The organism is Paenibacillus sp. JDR-2, from assembly GCF_000023585.1.
GTDB lineage: Bacteria > Bacillota > Bacilli > Paenibacillales > Paenibacillaceae > Pristimantibacillus.
This window is the reverse complement of sequence record NC_012914.1, coordinates 2,836,304-2,858,957: the sequence shown is the minus strand read 5'-3', so window position 1 is coordinate 2,858,957 and position 22,654 is coordinate 2,836,304. Positions and strand designations below refer to the sequence as shown.

The following is a 22,654-nucleotide window of genomic DNA, read 5'->3' as shown; positions in this document are numbered from 1 at the left end:
TGTCAGGATCCCACTTTTAATACCATTTTGCCCGTAGATTTTCTATCCTCGATTTGTCTATGGGCCTCTTCAGCCTTGTGCAGCGGCAGAAGGCCGGTAACATCAACTTTTACCTCCCCGCTCGCTACCAGAGCCAAGGCCTTTCTGGCGGATTCAGCCACTAGCCGCGGTGCCGTCATACTCAATAGCTGCAGGTTAAAGCCGGATACCGTTTTGCTTGTAAACCATAATTCATTTAGGGATTGCTTCACGTCTTCGGCGTCGCTGGCATTCCCCATTGCAATTAATCTTCCGAGAGGCTTAAGCAGCCGCAGCGACGCTTCCCTCATCAACCCGCCAACCGGGTCAACCACAACGTCTACTCCCTGCCCGACCGTCATCTCTCTTACTTGCTCTTCGAAATCCTCCCGCAGATAGACCTCGTCATAACCTAGGGCTTTCGCATAATCCACTTTATCGGGACTTCCGACCGTTCCTATAACAAGTCCGGCCCCCAGCGCCTTCGCTACCTGCCCGATTGCGCTGCCTACACCTCCCGCAGCCGCGTGGACCAGCACCGTCTCTCCATGCTGCATACGGGACACCTTCGAAATAATCATGTACGCAGTCGTTACATTCGACGGGAAAGCTGCCGCGCTTTCCATGCTGACTTGACCTCCCGCTTCATCAAGCGGGAATACAAACTCTGCCGGCACTTTGACAACCTCCGCATAACCGCCGCCCCCAACTATCGTTAAGGCTGCAACCGGCTGACCGGGACGCAGGCCCATTACTTTCTCCCCTATCTCCCGAATCGTGCCGGAAACTTCGATTCCCGGTACGAATGGAAGAGGCAATTTCGGGACGCCGCCTTTTCGGAACAATACCTCTGCGTAGTTAACCCCCGCAAAAGCAACATCTATCGTAACTTCTGAAAGTCCAGGTACAGGAACCTCCAAATGGGTCAGGGTCAATACTTCAGCTTCGCCAAACCGTGGAATCATTAATGCACGCATACGAAGCGCCTCCTTCTTCTTGTAAGTTCTCCTCCATTATGAAAAAAACAAAGGAAGGCAGCCAGTTGGCGGTTATACAGGTACCCGCAGTAACAGGAAATAAAAGGAGAAAAAACGGAAAATGATTGATCCTAATGATTGTAAAATGAACCGCGTGTCATTATAATAAATAAATGACACGCGGTTCATTTTAATGGAAGGTTGGTATGCAGGAAATGTCACCTAAAATATCAAACGATCAAAAGGAACAACGCAGGCTTCAAATTCTCGAAGCTGCAAAGCAAGTGTTTACGGACAAAGGCTACGGTGCAGCGACATTAAAGGACATTGTAGTCGAGGCGGGCATGAGTCGTGGGTGGATCTACTTATATTTCCAAACCAAAGAAGAGATTTTCGAAGCATTGATGGACCATCAAGACGAGGAATACGACAAGCAGCTAAAGGAAGCTCTAGCCATGAGCCCCCGCATCTGGCCGATCATCAACAATCAGATTAATCAGCTGAAAGAAGAGCTATGTTTATCCGGAAATGAAAGCTTGCTTCCCGCCTTCTATGAATATTTCCTTACCGGCTGGAGGGACAAAGAAATAAGAGCCCTCCTCCTTCAACGTTACGAGAACGGAATAAACCGTTTATCGGGCCTACTTCAGATTGGCATTGACAAAGGTGAATTTAATCCCGCAAAGCCGGTGGCGGATATCGCCAGACTCATCAGTTCCTATCAGGAAGGCATCATAACCCTGACCGTTGCCGTTGGAGCTGAAATGGCGCGCACAGCAGTACAGCTTGAAGAGATGAGCCAATATTTTTATCGTTTATTAAATCCGTCCCTGGACGGATAGGAACAACAGGAGGATGAGCTGTGATCACTTTGTTTCGCAATCCCGCGTTTAACAAGCTATTTATGGCTTCGATCGCTTCGCAGCTTGGAACTGTCATCGGCAATATGGCGTTCGCTTATTATCTCGTTGACAGATTTGCTTCCCGCCCTTCGCTCGCTTCAACCGCGGAGCTTATGTATTCGATCCCCACTCTCGCCGTATTCTGGATTGTTGGAGTTGTCGCCGACCGCTTCGACCGAAAGTTCATTGCGGCTTATAGTGACTGGATCCGCACATTGCTTACATTCGTCCTGCTTGTTTGCGTTCATTCCGACTGGCTCTTTCTTTGTTTCTTGGTATTGTTCCTTCGCAGTGCGGTAGCCCGATTCTTTGGACCTGCCGAGATGGGACTCGTGCAAGGATGTCTTGCGCAGGAACAATATGTTCAGGCAGCGGGACTAAATCAGATCGTAAGCGCATTATTCATGCTGTTTGGATTAAGCCTTGGCGCAGCGGCCTATCACTGGCTCGGGATTGAAGGTGCCATCCTTATTGATGCAATCAGCTTTATTATCTCCGGCTTGCTTATAGCATGGGGAAGATATCCCGAAGCTGCCCGAATTCCTAACGGAAAAAGCCGGGTTCGCGATATTAGCGCTTCGCTCATATGGAAAGATTTCGCGCAGGGAATTCAATATATTTATCGCAATAAACTGCTGTTGAACCTGATCCACGGCTTCTTATTTTTCGGTATCGTGAATGGCGTGTTCGCCGTTCTTCCGATTTTCGTCATGAAATACAAGCTAAGTCCGGAAAATTATTTGCTCTATTCCTCCCTTATTATGATTTTTCTCGGGATCGGTTTCTTAATCGGGAGCATGATTGCACCTGTTCTCATAAAAAAAATCTCAAAAACCAATGTCATGATTGCCGGTTTTTTCCTAGCCAGCCTTCTTGCGTTTACAATCGGCTCGATAACGTCAATCTACGTTTATCTTGGCCTTATTCTTCTAACCGGGGTTATTCTTGCACCTGCTAATATCGTCATCGGCGGATGGATGCCCGAGCTTGTTGCGCCGCAATTCATGGGGAAAGTCAATGCTTTGACCGATCCTGTTATGATGCTGGGCCATTCCTTGGCTCTTGGCTTTGTTGCATTGGCGTTTCCTTCATGGATCTCCATTAGCTGGCTGCATTACATCCTCGCGATCTGCATGCTTGGAGTAAGCATTTATTACTTTGTAGTTCTGCCTCCGCTTGTCAAAAATCAAGCAAAGACCACGCACACGGGATAAACAAGAGCAACCATTCCTCCACTTTTTGCGTTAACCTTGCAAGGGGGGAGAAAATGATCCGAATTCTTGTCATCTTAAGCATTGCCTTTGCATTTCTCGCGGGATGCAGCAAGGAGACTCAAAAGCTTCAAATGCCCGAGAATATGCCGGAGGACTTCCGATTCTCTGTCAGCTTTGGATACGGGGAAGTCAATAAAAACGAAATCGACACGTACAACGGCACCGTCACAAAGGATCTCGTCACGAAAGGGACGGCCTCGGCAGCTTTGACTTTTAGCAAGGATGAGCTTCAATCCATTTATGGCAAAATGAAAGACATCGCCATCCTAAGCGAGAAACGGTTTCCGCAAAAGGGTAACTGTTCTCAGACACCAAGCAGCACCGACAGTTGGAAAATTACCGTGAACGGCGAAACGAAGACCTTGTCATGGACCAATGAGTATTGCGACGTAACGAAGGATGCACAGGATTTGCTCGAGCTGAGGAGTTATATCCAGAAGATTGTGGAGGGAAAAGATACTTATAAAGCCTTGCCTGCTGCAGAAGGCGGATATGATTAAGAGGCAGTCTCAAAAGGTGATTGCTCACTTTAAAGATGGCTCGCATTAGTAAATAAAGAGTGATTCTTATGAAAATAGTGCTGCATAGGGTTACCCTTGCAGCACTATTTTTGTTCTTGCTGCTTTCTTCAGCAAATTGTGGGCAAGCGAAAGCCACCCGACCTCCAGGCTAACTTTCGGCAAGCCTCGAAGTAGGAATCTGCGGAATCCCCGATTATTTTTTATTTGGCCAAATACACTCTCGGGTTCGTGCATTCGTCGAACCGACAGGGCATGTCCTTCCTCGCTCTTTAATTGTTTCCTTGCTTGTTGTTTGAGTCGAAGATATTCCATGCTGACCTTTATTTCTCGATCCCCTTGGGCCTTTGTACATCTTTCCTTTAGCGGACAGCCCTCGCAAGAGATACTGCGGTAGTTACGCGTAACGATTTCATATTCGCTCTCTGTCGTGCTTTTGCTTTCATAACGGAATAGCAGTTTCTGACCAGCCGCACAGGTCCAGATATCTTCGCTCTCGTCATAGAGCCAGTTCTCGAACTTACTAATATCTTGTTTCCATGCCCTCGTGTTTTCTTTGTGATAAGTATTGTATTTCACAAGTGCTCGTTGTTCTTCGGACTCCAGATAAGCATAGTTTTCTTCGCTGCCATAACCTGCATCTGCGATGATGGTTCCCGGCAATTGCCCTAATGAGGCTTTTACTTTGTCTAGATGCGGCTTCAGGCAACGTGTATCTGTGGGACGTTGATGAATGCTGTAGCTAAGAATGAATTGATCTTCTGTTCCGATCTGCACGTTATATCCAGGTTTTAATTGTCCATTGCGCATGTGGTCTTCCTTCATGCGCATGAATGTGGCGTCGGTGTCCGTTTTACTAAAGCTGTTTCGGCTTCCGAGCGTTTCTTGCTGCCCTTCATATTTTTGCAGGCGAGGCAGAAGATCCCTCCGGACAAGGCGAACAGCTTTCTTTAGCGGTTTGTCCTTCGGCTTTTCTTGAAGCTTGTTTTCTAATTGCTGAACAGCCTGCTCCAGCTTTTCGCTCGTAATGGCTGAAGCTTCTCCGAGCTCTGGAAGGTCCAAGTTATTCAGCACCTGATCTTCCTGTTTCTCTGCTTCTTCAATAGCAGCGAACAAGGTCTGCACCTTTTCTTGCAACTTCATCTTCTGTTTGACGACAGCCTTGCCCCAGACAAACGTGTAACGATTGGCATTGGCTTCGATTTTTGTTCCGTCTAAAAAGTAATGCTCCAACTTTATGTAGTTTTCTTCCTTGAGAAACTGAAGAACTGCCGTGAAGACGGTCTCGAGCACGTCTTTCATGCGCTCAGAACGGAAACGGTTAATGGTACGGAAATCTGGACGTTGCCTAGCAGCCAGCCACATGAACATGATATTCTCACGTACGGCTTTGGCAATTTGGCGAGAGGAGTAGATGCGCTGTGTGTACGCATAGATAACGACTTTCATGAGCATCTTTGGATGATAGCTGTCCCGGCCACCTCCGGGATAAGCTTTGGTGAAGAGCTTCATATCTAAGCGATTGACCGCATCGTTGATGACGCGTACGAGATGATTTTCGGGGATATCTTCTTGCAAGTCCATTGGCAAGGACAGTTGATCCATGTTATATTCTTTGTACATAAAGAAGCCTCTCTTTACTTAGAATGGTTGGGTGGTACCTCCATTTTAACAAGGGTTGGCTTCTTTTTGTTTGAGCATTTCATGAACAGGTTAAAGGCAGACGGAGCATTAAATGATTCTGGAGAAGCGTCAGCGGTCGCTTTTGCTCAGGGATTCCTACCTTACCTCGTTTATTAAAGGGAATCCCTGAGCAATGGCGATTGGAAGAACATTTAATGCGCAGGCAGCTGGTTTACCTAAAACAAAAAACAGGGGTGTCCCATCGTCATTTTCATGACTTATGGGACACCCCCTTTCTATTTACGCTTATTTAGACCATTGCGAGAGCAGCAGCTTGGCTTGAGAGGTCAGATTTTTAACAGCCGCATCCGATACTTGATCCTTACCGGAACGCTTCTCCAGCTGAGACAAGAATTTGCTTACAAAATCAGCGGCTTTGTCCTTGGATCCCTTCTCGTATTGATGCTGTGCTTGCTCCAGGGAATTGGTCAGCTGACTGACAATTGCCCCTTTTACGCTGCCGTCCGCGATATAACCATCCAGCTTATTCTGCAGGTTGCTTAATAGACCCGGAAGCGATGCAATCGGAACCGGTACGTTGTTAAAGTTTGTGTCCGATGCAAAATAGAAGCTTGTATACGATGGCTGGTTATACGCCGTATTTTGACGGGCAACCTCGGCTCTGTACTGCGGATCATGCATTAAAGTATACAGCTTCCGGTTCGTCAGCTCGGTACTCATATAAATCCGGATGGCACTGCTGTCCGTTGTACGTACAAGCAATTCCTCTCGCCAGTCGCCAAAAATATCCGCCACCAGCGAAGGATTCCCCTTCGTATAGTTGTTGGTCAAGGTTCCGGTTGCCGTCAGCAGGTTCCCCCGCTTCCAGTCATCAATGGTTGGCGTTACGTCGATAGCGCCATTAACGATTTGCGTCGTCATATCCCCTGCCCATTTGATGCTCATATTCGTTCCAGGGGCTGTATTCCCGAGCTTCTGTCCATCCGCGCTCCAAAGACCAACTGCCCAAGTTTCCAGTCCAGGCTTCGTTGGATCCACATCTCCAACCATACCGCGTCCCGTATCCTTGCCGGTATATCCGCCGTACAACACTTCCCCAGTCTTTGCATCACGCAGAGAATAGCCGTAAGGGGCATAAGCTCCGCCTTCATGTACCATAAAGATTTCAAGACCCGGGCGGTTCGGATCGATGTCCGTCACATGCAAAGCATCGCCGTGGCCTAGTCTTGCTACCGCGCCGGGCGTTGCGCTTTGAGGAGGCATCACATCCATCGAGCTGTAGAGCAGACTGCCGTCATGGTCAATCGTTGCGGAGCCGTAAACAATCTCCTGCTTGCCGTCGCCGTCTACGTCAGCCGCGCTTAACGAGTGCGCGCCTTGGGTAGTAAGCGTACCAAACTCCGGATCCGTACCGTCGCGGCCATGCGGTCCGTCATTGAACGGATTCGTCATCGGTGTCCAGCCGCTGTCCACGTACCAGTTCTCTTTCAGATGATGGCCGTCCCAACCGTAAGAGACGAGAGTTGATCTTGTATAATAACCTCTCGCAAAAACGGCATACGGATTTTGACCGTCCAGATAAGCAACCCCGGCAAGGAAACGGTCTACCCGGTTAGCCGGCTCGATTCGGCTCATCGCATAATCGCCCCATAACAGTCCGTCATCCTCCCGAGGCGTCTTGAACGGAATGGTCTCCAACTCTTTGCCGGTCTCCCCCTCGAATACGGTCAAGTATTCCGGCCCGTCCACAATAAAGCCCTCGAATTCGCGCAGCTTGTTGTTTACGCTCCGGCTTGGCGCGTAGACATCCATGAAATAATCCGTCAGGCTTCGCGCATCCGCAAGCGACAGCGGATAGCTGTATTTCGGCGCAATGCCGAAAGCCTCTTCCAGCGTTTTCGGCCAGCTGCCGTTCTTCACTTCTTCCCGGTCGCTCCAGCCCATAAACATGTTCACCACATGATCGTAATAGCCTTGCGCGCTGAGACGGTAATCGTCCTCATTGCTGTAACCGGCATCGAGATCCGCTTTTGGCATGGTAATATATTTTTCGGATTCAACCTTGCCGTCTGCTCCGTATTTCATCACTTTAGTTCCCGGAGCAGTCTTGAACATCATCTCCGACTTGCCGTCCCCGTCAAAATCGTATACCAGAAACTGCGTGTAATGCGCTCCGGAACGAATGTTAACGCCAAGGTCAACCCGGTACAGCAGCTTGCCTTCGAACGTGTAGCAATCGATATAGGTTTTGCCCGTATAACCCCGCTGCGAGACATCCTTGGAATTGGAAGGCTCCCATTTGACGAAAAACTCATACCGTCCGTCGCCGTCTACGTCTCCCACGCTCATATCGTTAGCGGAATACGTGTAAGCCTCGCCTTTTGGCGTAACCCCATCCGCAGGCTTGTTCAGCTTCAGGTCGTAATAAGTCTGCGCCCATGGCTGAACGGCAGCGCTTTGATCGGTTTCTTTCCCATCGGTTACCGCAGACACGTAATAATGGGAAGATGATGTTCCCGACCGATCCAAATAATTGGTGCTGTCCGTAACGGTAGCGATCTTAACCCCGTCCCGGTAGACGTTAAACGCGGGTCCAATTAATCCTTTTTCCGTGCTGCCCGTTACTTCATTGGATAAAAGCCTCCAGCTGATGAACGCACCTTCTGAAGTTGTAGCTGCCGCAAGTCCCCGGTCCAAATATTCTAATTGCACGCGTCCTTTGCCCCCTTGCTGGCTAACAGTACCTTGCTCCGCAGGAGCTGCCCATGCAGAACCCGTCATCGTAAGGGATAAGGCGAGAACGCCAGCCATCATTGTACGAATTGTTTTCCCGCTAGTTGCACGCTTTGCCATTTACTAGTTCCTCCCGAAGAAAAATAGATTTGGATGCGCTTACAAAAGCAGTTTCCAGGATTACCCTCCTTTCTTCCTATAACAGATAAATACTGGAAATTCACCCCTTCATTATAGTTGCAGGACGAACATTTCCCATCTAAAAAACAGTGTATTTCTTGCAAAAAACCGACTTTATGAACCGTTTTTCTCTACTGCCCAGCAACAAGCGGAACCGTATCCTGCATCCGGAGGATTGCATTCCAAAGACATAGTCCGTAAGATTCATAGCGCTGCACCTCCCTTAGTTGCAAAAAAAGCCCGCAACGGCTCACTAAGCCATTGCGGGCATAACCACTATAAATGCAATAATCGTTAAGCCTTCGCCGAGGATTGAAGCTCCGCAATCTGCTGATGCAGTCTGCCAAGCTGCTCGGTATCCGCTTCGTCGGACAAGGAAGTCTGCATGCCTTGCACATAACGGGATAAATCGTCTGCAAGAGCAGAGCTAGTCTCCTCCGCACATTGTCTCCACAGGCCGGTATACAGGCCGGACCAGCTGTCAATATGCTCATTCATCCACATATGCAATGCTGGAGACAAGGCCTCCTCCAGCTCTTTGCGAAGCTGCCCTTTCCCGTCTCCTTCGAAGAATTGACGGGGAGATTTGAACCGGCTCCACAGCCATTTGGCATCCACGCCGGACATTTTCCATTCTGTTACAGCGTCGGGAGTAGGAAGATCCTTAGCCGTATAAGCTGCGCTGCTGTAACCGGCAATCAGTAATTCCAGCTGCTCCGTCAGATTCGCGTACAGCTTCTTGAGCAGGCTGTTCACCTTGCGGTCCATCCTAAGCGTTGTCGCCTGGAGTTCCTGGGACAGCTCGGTCTGTACCTGACGCTGAAGCTCCAGCCATGCGGTCCAGATCATTTTGCGCAGATCGCGGCCGTCATCCTGCAGCGTTGAAGGGTTAAACGCATAGTTGTAAAATTCTCCGAAGCGGAGCTGAATCCGCTGCACCACGTAATAGAGCAGCTCGTTCAGCTCTTGAAGCATTTGCGCCGGAGGATCGTTTTCCTGGAAGGTCCGGATCGAGGCATTCGCTTCAAGCTGCAGCTTGCCCAGGCGGTCGCTTTCCGCTTGGCGGGATGCGGCATCGCCTGCAGCGCTCTTCAGCCAGCCTGCCACTGTGGAAGCGGCTCTTGCAATCTCCTGCTCTGCAGCATTGATAGCCAGCTTGCCTAGGTCATTCTGCACAAAGCCAAGGAACGACTGTTCAAAGGCGCCGATACCCGACTGAGACAGCAGATCCATATTGCCGTCCATCTTCGCATCCAATCCTTGCAGACTGGATACCGGGAACAAGCGCGGATTCCGGATACCATGCTGAAGCAGGTTGGTCTCGACGTGGCTAAGCACGCCTTCAAGCTCTTCCTCATCGGCTGCCAGATCGGCTGCGTTGACCAGGAAGAACATTTTATCAAGCTCGAATTGATCCTTCACGCGTCCAAGCTGCATCAGGAACTGACGGTCCGCTTGCGAGAAGGCATGGTTATAGTAAGTGACGAACAGCACGGCGTCCGCGTTCTTGATGTAATTAAAGGCTACTCCCGTATGCCGGGCATTCACGGAGTCGGCTCCCGGCGTATCAACAAGCACGATCCCTTGGCGTGTCAGCGGGCAATCGTAATGAAGCTCGATTTCGCTGACGAAGCAGGAACGGGACTCCTCGGCTACAAACTTCTCGTATTCGTCCTGCGAGACCGAAATTTCGGTGCCAAGCAGCGCTTCATGCGCTTCCCAGCCTTTGCGGGCTGCGCGAAGGAAGCTGTAATGCGGACGTCCTCCGGCATGGATCACATCCGGCGTCAGCATATCAATGGCAAGCATAATTGCCGATGCGTTCGGCAAGGCGGATTCCGAAGCGTCCTCGCCAAGCAGTGCCAGCGAGTAACGCAGATCTTCGATAATGGCGTCACGGGACTTCATGACGACAAGGGCAGTGCCATGCTCGTGCTCAGCCGTTGGCGGCACGAGACGGTTGATCGCTGCGGTCGTCGGGTTCGGCGACACCGGCAGTACGGGCTCGCCAAGCAGCGCGTTCGCGAGCGAGGATTTGCCCGCGCTGAAGGCTCCGAACAGCGCGATGGTGAACCGGCTGTCCCGCAGCCGGTTGGCTTTATCGCGCATAGCGTCCGCGCTTGCGGTCAGCGGCGCGTAAGGCGCGAGCAGCGCCGCAGCGCTCTCGAGGCGCGATGCAGCGCTATGCTGCTGCGCGAGCGCTGCGCCGCCGGCCAGCGCGGCGCCTGCCTGCGGCGCCGCGGCGCGCGCGGCCATGCGCGGCTTCGCTGGCGCGCCGGCGCTGCCGCTTGGCGAAGCCGCGGCGCTTGCCGCTGGCGTTGCCGCGTGCGCGGCGCGAGGCGCCGGCAGCGCCGGGCGCGGCGCACGCGGCGGCAGCGCTGCGGCGAGCTGCGCCGCATGCGCCGCTGCGCGCTGCGCCAGCGCCGCTAGCTGCGCGAGCGCGCCAGCTTGCTCGCCAAGCGCCGCTAGCTGCGCGGCAACCTCATCCGCCGCGGCTGTGCTCGCGGCGGCAACATGCTGCGCAAGCACGTCGATAATATCGAACGCGTGCTTGCGGTAGACGAGCTTCACTTCCGCGGCAAGCTCGCGGCTGTAGACCATCGTATATTCATTACCGAAGGTTGCTCCGGTATTTACTTTCTCGATAAGCCAGTTCGCCTCAGGCTGCCAGGACAAGCCGGAGATAATCTCCTGCTCCATCCGGTCAGCCGGATAGCCCGCCTTCTCCGCCGCACGGCGAAGCAGATCCTTCACATGCCAATCGATGGCCGCATTCACCTGGGAAGCAAATTCCGTCCGGAACGTTTCCAGTCTGCGTTCCTGCTCGGCAGCCGTTTTCGCCCCGGCAAACAACAAGCCCGTCTTGAAGCCGGGCTTCCGGCTTTCCAGGAAGACATGCGCTTTGTCCCGCAATGGCGCCGGTGTAATGATCGCATTATCAAGAAGCGACTGAACGCTGCGGCGGAGCTCAACGCGCAGGCGCTCCGGCTCTTCGGCAAGCCTGTTCTTCTCGGCTTCAAGCTGAGCCATCTCCGCCTTCACCTTGGCTGCCGCTTCTTCGCCGCCAGCTTCCGCAATAAGGCGTTCACGCTCCGGCTCATCCCGCAGGTCCCACCATTTCTTGTGCTCAGCCACCAAATGATGCAGCGACGCATCCACGCTGTAAGCCGCTAGAGGTACTCTTTCCTCTGCCAGCTGGGACAGCAAAAGCTCAAGCTGCTCCCATTCCTGATGCGGATGATCCGGCTGCCGCAACGACAAATAAACGATTCCCGCCGGCTCCAGATGCCAAGCTTGAAACGCTTCTTCCACGCTCTTCCGGTACTGCTCGAACGACAATTCACGGTCACGGTGCTTATCAATCTGATTTACGATAAAATATAAGGGCTTGCCCCAGTCCTTCAATTGCTTCGCAAACGCAAAGTTAATCTCGGATTGGACATGGTTATAATCCATTACATAAAAGACGACATCCGCCAAATGAAGGGCGGATTCGGTCGACATTCTGTGAGCGTCATCCGTGGAATCAATACCGGGAGTATCAAGAAGAACCGTATGATCGCCAAGGCGGTCGGTAGGATAATAAATCGAAACGGACTCAATGTTCTCGCCGTCTTTGCAATACGCGTCAAGCTGCTCGAGCGGAATATCCACGCTGACGTGTTCTCCGTTCTTCACGCTAACGACACTTGCCTTTGCCGTCTCTCCGCCGCGAATGGCTACAACGTTTGCGCTTGTAGGAATCGGGCTGGACGGAAGCAGTTGTGCTCCGCATAATCGGTTGACCAGAGTTGATTTGCCTGCAGAAAAATGTCCGCAAAATGCAACAGTAAGCCGGCCTTCGGCCAGCTTACTGTTCAACTCCAGTACTTGCTTTGCGTGTAGACTGTCGCCAGCCGACTGCATTTCTGCAGCGGCCTGGGACAGTGCCTCTGTCATGCTTCGTACTGTCGTTTCCATCATGGTTTATACAGCTTCCTCTTCCGCAGGCAGGCAGATTTCAAATACATTGCCATGCTGCAAAATCATAATGTTGCGCTCTTTTTCTTTCATAACAACGACTTCAGGCTTTTGGCGCATACGCTCGATGTACTGATCCGGTACATCGCCGGAGCCGCTTACGGTAACGCCTTCTACCAGAATATCCTCGTTCTCTTGCGGAGGTGCTTCGAGTACCTGTTCAAAAATATCGGAGAACAGCTCGAAACTATTTGTATACACGGAAATGCATTTCATTGTCATCATCCTTCACTGGCTTTTTTCGGTTTGGTTGCCTTAATTTTAGTTTTCGTTTGTCCACCCGGCTTCATGCGCTGTTTGCCTTCCTTGCACATATCCAGCAGCGGGCATATCGGACATTGCGGGTTTTGTGCTTTGCAATGATAGCGGCCGAAAAAAATTAGCCGGTGATGGGTGAGCGTCCATTCCTCGCGGGGCACAAGCTTCATCAGCTTCTTTTCAACTTCCAGCACGGTATCATCCAGCTTAGCCATGCCAAGCCGTTTCGATACCCGCTCCACATGCGTATCTACGGCGATTGCAGGAACGCCAAACGCGTTTGAGACAACAACATTGGCTGTCTTTCGCCCAACGCCGGGCAGCTCTGTCAGCTGCTCGTGCCTCTCGGGAACTTCCCCTTCGTATTTATCGATTAGGATGCGGCATAGCTTTTGAATATTAGATGCCTTACTGCGGAATAGTCCGATACGGCGAATATCCTGCTCCAGCTCTTCCAGCGGCACAGCCAAATAATCCTCCGGCCGTTTGTATTTCTGAAACAGATTGACAGTGACTTTGTTCACCGTCTCATCCGTACATTGCGCCGACAGCAGGACGGCTATGGTCAGTTCAAACGGGTTGCTGTGATGCAATTCACAATGTGCATCCGGGAACATCTCCGCCAACGTATCCAATATATGTCGCATCTTCTGCTTCGCATTCATCGTCTCTCTCCTAATCCCAAACACTATCGTTCAAAGTGTAGCGAAATTTGTCACGAGAAGCAACCTTATTCGGCCTTAAATATAGAAAAAACCGCCCTTTTGGACGGTATTTTCACAAAATATAAGAATTTAGGCCGAGATCTTCTTTAAATCCCGTTAATTTTTAACAGAAGCCTACGATTTTACGATTTTGAGCGCCGTATTATTGAAGGCATAAACCGTAATCGTATCCCCGTCTTTTAACGCGCTCACTTGGATGGACGCATTGTTATACAGGATTTTTGTGTTCGAAGTAATATAGGCAAAGTTGCCGTTATCCTCCGATGTGTTTTTGTAGGTCCACAGGGTTGCGTTAGGAGCATCGTACTTCCAGAAAGTACGCTTGTCGCCGACTGCTACCGTAACAATCGTCTGCTCGTTCTCGTCCTTGTAGACTTGAATGATGTCGCCAGCGGCAATCGCTGAGGACGAATAGGTCGTCTGCGTGCCTTTAATGACTTTAATGCCTTTCGAGAACGATACTGTCGACGATGTACCGTTAGGTTCGGTAATGGTCAGGCTGCTTGCCGCCGCGGAGGACACCGTGCCGTATTTCATCGTAATCGTCTTCACCGACTGGACGTTGCTGCCGATGTAAGGAACATTAATGATAGTGCCGCTTGTCAAAGCGCCAACCGTCAAGGCATTCCCGTTCTCGTCCGTGATAGGAACATTTACCAGCGAAATGTCTTTTTGCGAATTATCCGCCGCTTTTACCGTAACTAGCTTTGTAGACGCGTTTGCGGACACAACCTGGTACTGCAACGTTTTATGGACCTGAATCGTAGCTGCTTTCTCCTGGTTGGCATCCAAGAGCACGGTTACGGTATCCCCTGCCTGCAGGCTTCCGATCGTCGGAACCGAAACACCAGGAATTTGGAGAAGCGGCGACACATAAGGAATGGATACCTTCTCGCCCGAATCCAGTTTAACGGACAATAATTTATCCGTTGTATTTACCGACACCAAGCTGCCGGTTTGTTTGTAAATAAAGCTGAGCGAGATAATGTTTTTGCCGGAATACGTAATTTTTACTTTGCGGTTGGCTACCAGATAAGATCTTGCCTGGCTGACTGTAATGGACGATCCGTTGTAATCAATCTTGGTGGAATCCGTCAGGAATAAGGCGTTGGCGTTTGAAGTAGCAGGATCGTATAACGTGAGCAGCTTGTTGTCGCCGCTGTAATTTACAACCGTCGCGGAATCAATCGTCGAGACGTTCCGGTTGACCACCTCAATGCGAGTCACCTGCTGATCGTCATTCAAAGTAAGCTTGATATTATCAACGTCTTTGAGCAAGTCGCTAACCGTAGGCGCATCGATGCCGTTGATCACGACAGTTACGTTATCGGCCAGGAACTTGGACTGCAGAGTGCCGTCTACCAGGTAATTGATCAGGCCGCTGCCTGCGGAATAAAATTGTCCGGTTACGGTATTAGCGCCCGTCTGTACATCTGCCGTAATGGATACAACCTGAGGCGCCGTACGGAAAGTATCCTGGACGATTGTCAGGTTCGCATCACGCTTCAGATCGGAAATTTGCAGCGTTTTGCCGGTGCTGTCTTTTACGGTAACCGCGCTGCTGTACGTGAATTTCACAGGCTCGTCGTTCACCCAAGCGTAGAAGTAACGGTCCGTCGTATTAATGCGGTCCAGCTTGGCGATTGTCGTTTTGACATGCTGCTCCGTGCCTTGCGATTCCACATAAAGCGCTTTGCCGGAGTTGCCAATCAATGTAACGTCCGTATACAGCTTGATATCCCCTGCAGCAATGGCGTTATCGCTGTCTGCCGCATAGTACAAAGTATTGGAATCAAGCGTGTAGGTTGTTTCCTTCCCTTCGCTGTACAGCGTGATCGATGTAGCGGTTTGAGCGGTAACAATGCCGCTTACTTGTCCGGCATAAGGCACCTTGTATTGATTCTCTGCCCGGCTGAACAAGGTTGCAAGGCTCGCCCGGTTAACCGGAGCTTTCGGATCAAACTTTGTTGCGGACACGCCTTTTACAAGGTCAAGCGATACGGCCGCATTAACGTAGCCCAAATATTTTGCCGTAATCTGATTGCCGTCGGCAAAAGTAGAAGCGGTCTTGCTTAGATCATCCGCTAATTGTTTCTTGTCAATGGCTTTCACGAGCAGCTTTGTTACCCATTCGCGGGTCGCCGGCGTAGTGCCCCATGCCGCTTTCGGGTTAGCAGCCGCGTTAGCGTACTCATCATTCTGGTCAAGAAGACCATGTTTGAAGGCTACGATAATATAAGGCTTGGCATAGTTGCTTACCTTGAACGAATCCGGATAAGCGACGATACCGTCCGGATCTACTTCTCCCTCAAGTCCGGCGAAACGAAGCGCCATAACGACCGCTTCTTCTTGGGAGACGCTTTTCAGCGGGCGGAATTCCGTCGTGCCGCTGGATGTTTTATAACCGTTGATAATTCCTTGAAGCGCCAGCTTGGAAACATGCTTCTGCGCCCATGCGGGGATGGTGTCGACAAACATGCTATTCGATACAGCCGCAAACGCAGATGGAGCCGGAACTGCAATGGAGGTGCCACCGGCAAGCAAGGAGAACGCTAAGGCGCCGGCAATAAGCTTGGAACGGGATGAATGCATTGGCATGGTTGAATAATCCTCCTCAATTCATTTGTTTGATTCTAGGAATGACGAACCGCCGGATGATCCAGATCAAAGTGACCCATCAGGCTCTCCAGCGCTTTGCCGTCAACCAGAAGATCATAAGATTGCACAAAATCGAACTGGAACAAGGTCTGACCCAGGGAATCCAGCAGCATTTGCTCTCCCGGTGCGCCAAGACGCGCGGTATCCGGCAGCTCGATATCAATCGTTACCGCATTATCCTTAAGAGTCACGGATTTGATTGGAATAGGCTTCCACAAATTGACCGTGCCCTCAGGACCGTCTTGGTGCAAAGCATCCAATACCTGCTTAATCAGGTCTTCATTCGAGCTCGACTTCACTTGAATATCCTTTGAAACCATCTTCTCGAGCTCTGTATCCGAATAATAGACTTTAACGGAAGTCTCTTGATCTGCCTCTGCGGTCGGTTCTACGGACGGATCAGGAGTTGCCGAAGGCTCCGTTGTTGCAGGCGTTTCTATCGTTGGGCTTGGCGAAGGTGCATTGCCGCTTACCTCATTACCGGACTGGCCGAGTGGTTTATTTGTATTTCCGCATGCCGCCGCAGTAAGAATGATGACAATTAATAATAGGATGAATGCCGGTTTGCGCACGATCGAATTCCTCGCTTTCTCAAGGTGAAACAGCTTTCGCCGTACTTGGACGGCAAGCGTGATTCATTCCGGTGAATTCTAAGCCTTGATTTAAGACGATAGATTTAATTCTTAGAATTTAGGAAAGTTTCAGGTATTCCTTAATTCCCGCTACGATTTCTGCTGCCATTTTGTTTTGTGCTGCATCGCTGTAGAGAATGTCGGAGTCGCCTTTATTGGACAAAAATCCGGTCTCGAGCAAAATGGCAGGCATCGTTGTTTCTCTCGTTACATGCAAATTTCCATATTTTACGCCGCGGTCCTTAAGACCGGTAGCCTTCACGAGATGTTTGTGGATCACATTCGCAAGCGCTTTACTGCTGTCGCGAGTGTAATAGGTTTCTGTTCCGGTAACGCTCGAAGTAGGATTACTGTTTGCATGAATCGAAATGAAAATATCTGCTTTGTTGTTCTTAGCGAACGTTACACGATCTGCAAGCGTTACGAATTTATCTTCCGGTCGGCTAAGAAGCGGTTTGATATTTTTTTCTTTGTCCAGCAAAGCTTTCACTTTAAGGGAAACAGCAAGATTTACTTCCTTCTCCCAGCGACCGTTGATGCTTTGCGCGCCTGGATCGGTTCCGCCGTGACCGGCATCGATAACGACGTTGTAGACCTTCGTTCCCGGATCTGTTGTAACTGGCGGAGTTGTCGTATCAACCGGAGGAGTTGTCACCGGATCCGTAAGACCAATGGTTATTACCCCAGCCCCGTTATCTTGAACCACCGCATCCGCATCTTTGTCCGTATTCAAATCGAGCACTAGTCTAGCAGTAGCCGGATTCGTAGAGAATACCGAATAACGGAACATGGAAATATACGGATTGTCCGCTACGGGAATGCGTGTTTCCGCTCCCATGAATTGCGACGACAAATTGTCCGAATAAGTCGTGTTCGGGAAATCGATTACGATGCGCTTAGGGCTGTCAAGCTTAAACGGTTTATTCGCCGTTACTTTACCATCATAGTTGATGATAATGCCGAAGCTGCTGTCGTATTGAACAGAAGTGATCGAACCTGTCTGACCGGGATCCGGCGTAGTAGAAGGATCTTCAGGGTCCGCTGCCTTATACAAATAGACGGACTGCGACGCTTGATCCCACTTCACCGTTAATCCAAGCTGTTCGCTTACAAAACGGATTGGAATCATGGTTGTTCTGCCTTTCTGAAGCTTGGCAGACATGTCCATTTGCACCTTGTTGTTGTTGACGAGTGCGATGTTGTTGTCAATGGTAAGTACAATTTCGTTCTGATCGTTATGTATGGTGACTGTCTTTGTGGCTGCCGCCCAATTCACCTCATAGCCCATGTTCTCGGACACGACCCTGATCGGAACGAGCGTGAAATTGTTGACGATCTGAGGATCATCATAAGGCTTAAGCAATTGGTCGTTCAGATAAAGCTTCGGGACGACTGGCGTTGTTGCAGCTTGTCCCACACCGGTGAACAAAGTAAACAGAACCGCCATAAACAACAAAATAGGTACAAACTTCTTCTTCATTTTCCACCTCGATGACTGAAATTGCCTGCATCGAATGTGAGATCATTCGACTTTGCTAGACGATTAAATAGACGCAATTTGTCAGAAAAAGTTGCGTGCAGAGGAAAAAAGAGGACAACTCTTCTTCATTCGAAGAGCTGCCCCCTTTTCTTAGTCCATCTATTAACCCAAATAGGCAGGACGCTTTTGTTCGTAAGCTGTAATTTCGTCTGCATGCTGCATTGTCAGGCCGATATCGTCCAGACCAAGAAGCAGGAACTGGCGGCGGTGCTCGTCAAGATCGAAGGAAAGATCAAGACCGTACTCGTCAGTCAGCTTTTTGTTCTCGAGGTCAACCGACAGCTTGTAGCCCTCATGCTTCGCTGTGCGTTGGAACAGGTCTTCAACTTGCTCTTCGCTCAGCTTGATTGGCAGAATACCGTTCTTGAAGCAGTTGTTGTAGAAAATGTCCGCATACGATGGTGCGATAACGACTTTGAAGCCGTAGTCCAGAATCGCCCAAGGAGCATGCTCACGGGAGGAGCCGCAGCCAAAGTTCGCACGGGAAATCAAAACGGAAGCGCCTTGATAGCGCGGTTTGTTTGGTTCGAAATCAGCGTTTACTTCGCCGTTTTCGTGGAAGCGCCATTCGAAGAACAGGAATTGGCCAAAGCCGCTGCGCTCGATGCGTTTCAGGAATTGTTTAGGAATGATAGCGTCCGTGTCGACATTCACGCGGTCGACCGGGGCAACGATGCCCGTAAGTTGTTTAAAAGCTTCCATTTCGGTAATACCCCTCTCTCACACGTTCAATTAGTTCAACACTTCGGATTTGACATTCCAATCGCGCACGTCTGTAAAGCGGCCGTTAATTGCGGCAGCTACAGCCATTGCCGGCGATACGAGATGCGTACGTCCGCCGCGGCCTTGACGGCCTTCGAAGTTACGGTTGGATGTCGATGCGCAGCGTTGTCCAGGCTGCAATACGTCAGGGTTCATCGCAAGGCACATCGAGCAGCCTGCTTCGCGCCATTCAAAACCGGCTTCCGTAAATACTTTGTCGAGACCTTCTTTTTCGGCTTGCAGCTTAACGCGGCCGGAACCCGGAACAACGATAGCTGTTACTTTCTCGCTTACTTTGTAGCCGCGTGCGATTTCAGCCGCTGCGCGAAGGTCTTCGATACGGCCGTTTGTACAGGAACCGATAAAGACATAGTCGATCTCGATTTCGGACATTGGCGTACCTGGTTTCAGGTCCATATATTCAAGCGCTTTTTCTGCTGCTTTGCGCTCGTTTTCCGTCGGCAGGTCTTTCGGGAACGGAACAGAAGAAGTAATGTCTGTACCCATGCCCGGGCTAGTGCCCCAAGTTACTTGCGGGATCAGCGAGTCTACGTCGAAGTCGACAACCACGTCATAAGCTGCGCCTTCGTCAGTAGTGAGCTGCTTCCAGTCTTCTACGGCTTCGTCGTAGTTGGCAGGAGCGTACTCGCGGCCTTTCAGGTAATCGAACGTTGTTTGGTCAGGTGCGATCAGACCGGCGCGCGCGCCGCCTTCGATCGACATGTTGCAGACCGTCATGCGCTCTTCCATAGTCAGGGAGCGGATAGCTTCGCCCGTGTACTCGATAACATAACCAGTAGCGAAGTCTGTACCGTATTTCGCGATAACGCCGAGGATCAAGTCCTTCGCGGTAACGCCGGGTTTACGGGAACCGTTGAAGCGAACTTCCATCGTTTTAGGTTTTGCTTGTTGCAAACATTGCGTCGCCATAACGTGCTCAACCTCGGAAGTACCGATACCGAACGCAAGAGCGCCAAACGCGCCGTGCGTCGAAGTGTGGCTGTCGCCGCAGACGATTGTTTTGCCCGGGTAAGTCAGGCCGATCTCAGGACCCATAACGTGCACGACGCCTTGGTCCAGGTTGTTCAGGTCAAACAGTTTTACGCCGAAGTCCGCGCAGTTTTGTGTCAGCGTATCGATCTGTTGTTTGGAGATCGGGTCTTTAATATTGAAGCGATCCTTGGTAGGAACGTTGTGGTCCATTGTCGCGAAGGTCAGGTCAGGACGGCGAACTTTGCGGTTCGACAAACGGAGTCCTTCGAATGCTTGCGGCGAAGTTACCTCGTGCACCAGATGAAGGTCGATGTAAATGATGCTTGGTTTGCCTTCTTCTTGATGAATGACGTGCTTATCCCAGATTTTCTCAAACAGTGTTCTTTTCGTCATTATGTTCACCCCATCGTTCAAGCGAATAATCGCTTTGCTCTATTAGATGTTACTAGCATAGCATCTCCTTCTTGATTCAACAAAGATATAATATCTATAATGATTATAGGCAATAACTATAAAAGATCGATAACTATTCTCATTTGGACTATAAGGGGAATGCTGGAATGGAACTTAGACAACTTCAGTACGTGATTCAAATCGCAATAGAGAAAAATTTTTCGCGCGCTGCCGAAAAGCTGCATATTGCTCAGCCTTCGCTCAGCCAGCAGCTGTCCAAGCTTGAACAGGAGCTTGGCGTCCTGCTGTTCCGCCGCACGACGAATTCGGTTGAGCTGACGCAGGCCGGCCAGGTATTTGTTGATAAATCCCAGTCGATTCTGGATGCCATCGAACAATTAAAGCAAGAGATGGACGATATGGCTCAGATGAAGCGAGGTCGTCTTGTCGTAGGAACGCTGCCTATTACCGGATCGCACATTCTGCCGCTTGTTCTACCGGTATTCGGCGAGCTGTATCCGCAGATCGAGGTTATATTAGTAGAAGACACAACCGTCAAGCTGGAGCAGCTTACGGCTAACGGGGGAACGGATATAAGCCTTCTTACCCTACCTCTCGTCGATCAGACGCTGGAATGGGAGCCGCTTATGGAGGAAGAAATTTGCCTGGCCGTTCCGCCGAGCCATCGCCTTGCCGGACGCACCGACGAGATTTCGATCGAGGAGCTGCGGGAAGAGCATTTTGTCGGCCTGAAGAAAGGCCAAGGCTTCCGCCAGATTCTGGTGCATCTGTGCCAACAGGCCGGGTTTACTCCTAACATCGTGTTTGAGAGCAGTAACATTGAGACGGTGCAATCGCTGATTGCGGGCGGCATGGGCATCACGTTTGTTCCGAAAATGCTGACCCGGGCCGCGGGCGGCGATTTCGTCCCCGTCTATTTATCGCTAAAGGACCGTCCTTCTCGCACTTTGATTATCGCCAGCCGCAAAGGACGGTATTTGTCCAAAGCGGCCGTGGCGTTTATCGAAACGATGAACAAAACGATCAGTCAGTACAAATAGCTCCTTAATATAAGGAAGGTCTGCGGTCCTCGAATACCGGAATTTTACCGCGTACGGTATCAACGAGAGATAAATCGATCTCGGCATAAAGAATAGTCTCTTCTTCCCCGGCTTCGGCGATTGTCTCGCCCCAGGGATCAAGAACCATCGAATGGCCGAAGAAATGCGTATCTCCGCTGATACCTACGCGGTTGCAGGCGATCACGAACATTTGGTTTTCGATTGCGCGGGCCGTCAGAAGCGTGCGCCAGTGATGAAGCCTTGGATGCGGCCATTCAGCCGGCACGAAGAGCAGCTTCGCACCATCCAGCGCAAGCTTTCTGGCCAGCTCGGGGAACCGGATGTCATAGCAGATCATCATGCCTGCTCCCGCACCCTCAATTTCCAGCTTGCCAAGCTTATCCCCCGCCGCCAGGTATTTTTCTTCATCCATCAGGCGGAACAAATGAATTTTCGAGTAATCCCCGATCTGGTTTCCTTCCCGGTCAAAAGCGTAGATCGTGTTGTATACGCCGTCTTCGCGCCCTTCCGCGATCGATCCGGCAATGATATGAATGCCATGCTTGCGGCTGAACTCCGTCAGGTAAGCTTTTGTGCGTTCGCCATTCGGGTCCGCAAGCGTTGTAATTTCGGTTAAAGCATAACCTGTATTCCACATCTCCGGAAACACAATGACATCCGGTTTGTTAGGCTGAGATGCCGCCTCTTCGAGCATGCTGGACAGCTTGCTGAAATTCGCTTCAGGCTGTCCTACCTCTATATTCATTTGCAAAAGTGCAATACGCAATGGCTGTGTCATATGTCTTGTTCCCTTCATCAATTACTTTTCCCTAATGATACCTTCTCATGGTTCTGTGTCAAGATGGACAGATTAATGGAGAAGAGTTATTCATTCCCGGACAAGGAGAGAAATAAAATGCGCCAAAAACGATTAGCAGCACTGCTGCTCGCCTTATGCTTCATGCTGACCTTCACCTCTGCCTCCGCCTTCGCGGCAGCACCGGAGGATCAGCCTTTCAAACCGGTTCAGGTATTTGACGTGAAAGCCGGAAAAGTCGTGCTTACTACGCCAAACGACAAGGAGTATCAGGAGTTTGCGAACAAATGGATCTCATCCATTACGGGACTTGCCCCGCAGCTTACGAATGACGACAGCTGCAATTACGTCTACCGCGTTCCGCTTGAGAAGCCGGTTACGATTTCCGTAAACGGCACCAAGCTGCTGGCTGACGATGTGTTCTTATTTTATTGCGACGGCAAGCCTCCGCTTCTTCTCGTATTTGATGAACAGCGCAGACCTTACCTGCTGCTCTTCAAAGAGGATATTAAACCATTTATTAAGAAGATCGGGATTCCTGCCGAGTAA

Annotated in this window: 17 protein-coding genes; 5 read left to right on the top strand and 12 right to left on the bottom strand. The window is 50.6% G+C overall.

Annotation, left to right across the window (positions count from 1 at the left end):
- Nucleotides 1–2: 2 nt before the first annotated feature.
- The gene (locus PJDR2_RS12635; protein WP_015844086.1) at nt 3–995 is read right to left on the bottom strand and encodes a quinone oxidoreductase family protein; all 993 of its coding nucleotides are present in this window, start codon (nt 993–995) and stop codon (nt 3–5) included.
- 215 nt (nt 996–1,210) lie between these two features.
- Here PJDR2_RS12635 and PJDR2_RS12630 point away from each other — a divergent pair, with 215 nt between their 5' ends.
- Genes PJDR2_RS12630 through PJDR2_RS12620 form a run of 3 tightly spaced genes read left to right on the top strand, consistent with a single transcriptional unit; the run spans nt 1,211 to nt 3,671 of the window.
- Entirely contained in the window at nt 1,211–1,837 is a 627-nt protein-coding gene (locus PJDR2_RS12630; protein WP_190276193.1) for a TetR family transcriptional regulator, read from the top strand.
- 20 nt (nt 1,838–1,857) lie between these two features.
- Nucleotides 1,858–3,111, top strand: a complete 1,254-nt coding sequence (locus tag PJDR2_RS12625) for an MFS transporter (RefSeq protein WP_015844084.1) — start codon at nt 1,858–1,860, stop codon at nt 3,109–3,111.
- Nucleotides 3,112–3,164: 53 nt separating this feature from the next.
- Nucleotides 3,165–3,671: a hypothetical protein gene (locus PJDR2_RS12620; protein ID WP_015844083.1), complete on the top strand. Its 507-nt coding sequence runs from the start codon at nt 3,165–3,167 to the stop codon at nt 3,669–3,671.
- A gap of 90 nt (nt 3,672–3,761) precedes the next feature.
- On the opposite strand, the gene PJDR2_RS12615 is transcribed toward PJDR2_RS12620, so the two are convergent.
- From PJDR2_RS12615 to leuC, 10 genes are all read right to left on the bottom strand, one after another.
- Complete coding sequence (locus PJDR2_RS12615; protein ID WP_015844082.1) at nt 3,762–5,312, bottom strand: IS1182 family transposase; 1,551 nt, start codon at nt 5,310–5,312, stop codon at nt 3,762–3,764.
- A gap of 306 nt (nt 5,313–5,618) precedes the next feature.
- The gene (locus tag PJDR2_RS12610; protein WP_015844081.1) at nt 5,619–8,186 is read right to left on the bottom strand and encodes a rhamnogalacturonan lyase; all 2,568 of its coding nucleotides are present in this window, start codon (nt 8,184–8,186) and stop codon (nt 5,619–5,621) included.
- A gap of 354 nt (nt 8,187–8,540) precedes the next feature.
- Complete coding sequence (locus PJDR2_RS12605) at nt 8,541–12,209, bottom strand: dynamin family protein (protein ID WP_015844079.1); 3,669 nt, start codon at nt 12,207–12,209, stop codon at nt 8,541–8,543.
- Between the two features lie 3 nt (nt 12,210–12,212).
- Nucleotides 12,213–12,482 carry a hypothetical protein gene (locus PJDR2_RS12600; protein ID WP_015844078.1) on the bottom strand — a complete coding sequence of 90 codons (270 nt, stop codon included), beginning with the start codon at nt 12,480–12,482 and terminating at the stop codon, nt 12,213–12,215.
- 5 nt (nt 12,483–12,487) lie between these two features.
- Nucleotides 12,488–13,189 carry an endonuclease III gene (nth, locus tag PJDR2_RS12595; protein WP_015844077.1) on the bottom strand — a complete coding sequence of 234 codons (702 nt, stop codon included), beginning with the start codon at nt 13,187–13,189 and terminating at the stop codon, nt 12,488–12,490.
- Nucleotides 13,190–13,363: 174 nt separating this feature from the next.
- Complete coding sequence (locus PJDR2_RS12590) at nt 13,364–15,847, bottom strand: S-layer homology domain-containing protein (RefSeq protein ID WP_015844076.1); 2,484 nt, start codon at nt 15,845–15,847, stop codon at nt 13,364–13,366.
- A gap of 35 nt (nt 15,848–15,882) precedes the next feature.
- Nucleotides 15,883–16,479, bottom strand: coding sequence for a GerMN domain-containing protein (locus PJDR2_RS12585; protein WP_015844075.1), 597 nt, complete (start codon nt 16,477–16,479; stop codon nt 15,883–15,885).
- A 118-nt stretch (nt 16,480–16,597) separates the two neighbouring features.
- Entirely contained in the window at nt 16,598–18,019 is a 1,422-nt protein-coding gene (locus tag PJDR2_RS12580; RefSeq protein WP_015844074.1) for an N-acetylmuramoyl-L-alanine amidase family protein, read from the bottom strand.
- A gap of 162 nt (nt 18,020–18,181) precedes the next feature.
- Entirely contained in the window at nt 18,182–18,781 is a 600-nt protein-coding gene (gene leuD / locus PJDR2_RS12575) for a 3-isopropylmalate dehydratase small subunit (RefSeq protein WP_015844073.1), read from the bottom strand.
- Nucleotides 18,782–18,811: 30 nt separating this feature from the next.
- Nucleotides 18,812–20,227, bottom strand: a complete 1,416-nt coding sequence (gene leuC, locus PJDR2_RS12570) for a 3-isopropylmalate dehydratase large subunit (RefSeq protein WP_015844072.1) — start codon at nt 20,225–20,227, stop codon at nt 18,812–18,814.
- Nucleotides 20,228–20,394: 167 nt separating this feature from the next.
- Between leuC and PJDR2_RS12565 the strand changes: the two genes are divergently transcribed.
- Nucleotides 20,395–21,288, top strand: a complete 894-nt coding sequence (locus PJDR2_RS12565; RefSeq protein WP_015844071.1) for a LysR family transcriptional regulator — start codon at nt 20,395–20,397, stop codon at nt 21,286–21,288.
- A gap of 4 nt (nt 21,289–21,292) precedes the next feature.
- Here PJDR2_RS12565 and PJDR2_RS12560 read toward each other — a convergent pair whose 3' ends face one another.
- Nucleotides 21,293–22,087, bottom strand: coding sequence for a carbon-nitrogen family hydrolase (locus PJDR2_RS12560; protein WP_041613430.1), 795 nt, complete (start codon nt 22,085–22,087; stop codon nt 21,293–21,295).
- Between the two features lie 117 nt (nt 22,088–22,204).
- Here PJDR2_RS12560 and PJDR2_RS12555 point away from each other — a divergent pair, with 117 nt between their 5' ends.
- Complete coding sequence (locus tag PJDR2_RS12555) at nt 22,205–22,654, top strand: hypothetical protein (RefSeq protein ID WP_015844069.1); 450 nt, start codon at nt 22,205–22,207, stop codon at nt 22,652–22,654.

Bases quoted from the DNA above. Each gene is read 5' to 3' on its own strand.
- PJDR2_RS12635 (WP_015844086.1), bottom strand. From the start codon at position 995: ATGCGTGCATTAATGATTCCACGGTTTGGCGAAGCTGAAGTATTGACC.
- PJDR2_RS12630 (WP_190276193.1), top strand. From the start codon at position 1,211: ATGTCACCTAAAATATCAAACGATCAAAAGGAACAACGCAGGCTTCAA.
- PJDR2_RS12620 (WP_015844083.1), top strand. From the start codon at position 3,165: ATGATCCGAATTCTTGTCATCTTAAGCATTGCCTTTGCATTTCTCGCG.
- PJDR2_RS12615 (WP_015844082.1), bottom strand. From the start codon at position 5,312: ATGTACAAAGAATATAACATGGATCAACTGTCCTTGCCAATGGACTTG.
- PJDR2_RS12610 (WP_015844081.1), bottom strand. From the start codon at position 8,186: ATGGCAAAGCGTGCAACTAGCGGGAAAACAATTCGTACAATGATGGCT.
- PJDR2_RS12605 (WP_015844079.1), bottom strand. From the start codon at position 12,209: ATGATGGAAACGACAGTACGAAGCATGACAGAGGCACTGTCCCAGGCC.
- PJDR2_RS12600 (WP_015844078.1), bottom strand. From the start codon at position 12,482: ATGAAATGCATTTCCGTGTATACAAATAGTTTCGAGCTGTTCTCCGAT.
- nth (WP_015844077.1), bottom strand. From the start codon at position 13,189: ATGAATGCGAAGCAGAAGATGCGACATATATTGGATACGTTGGCGGAG.
- PJDR2_RS12590 (WP_015844076.1), bottom strand. From the start codon at position 15,847: ATGCCAATGCATTCATCCCGTTCCAAGCTTATTGCCGGCGCCTTAGCG.
- PJDR2_RS12580 (WP_015844074.1), bottom strand. From the start codon at position 18,019: ATGAAGAAGAAGTTTGTACCTATTTTGTTGTTTATGGCGGTTCTGTTT.
- leuD (WP_015844073.1), bottom strand. From the start codon at position 18,781: ATGGAAGCTTTTAAACAACTTACGGGCATCGTTGCCCCGGTCGACCGC.
- leuC (WP_015844072.1), bottom strand. From the start codon at position 20,227: ATGACGAAAAGAACACTGTTTGAGAAAATCTGGGATAAGCACGTCATT.
- PJDR2_RS12565 (WP_015844071.1), top strand. From the start codon at position 20,395: ATGGAACTTAGACAACTTCAGTACGTGATTCAAATCGCAATAGAGAAA.
- PJDR2_RS12560 (WP_041613430.1), bottom strand. From the start codon at position 22,087: ATGACACAGCCATTGCGTATTGCACTTTTGCAAATGAATATAGAGGTA.
- PJDR2_RS12555 (WP_015844069.1), top strand. From the start codon at position 22,205: ATGCGCCAAAAACGATTAGCAGCACTGCTGCTCGCCTTATGCTTCATG.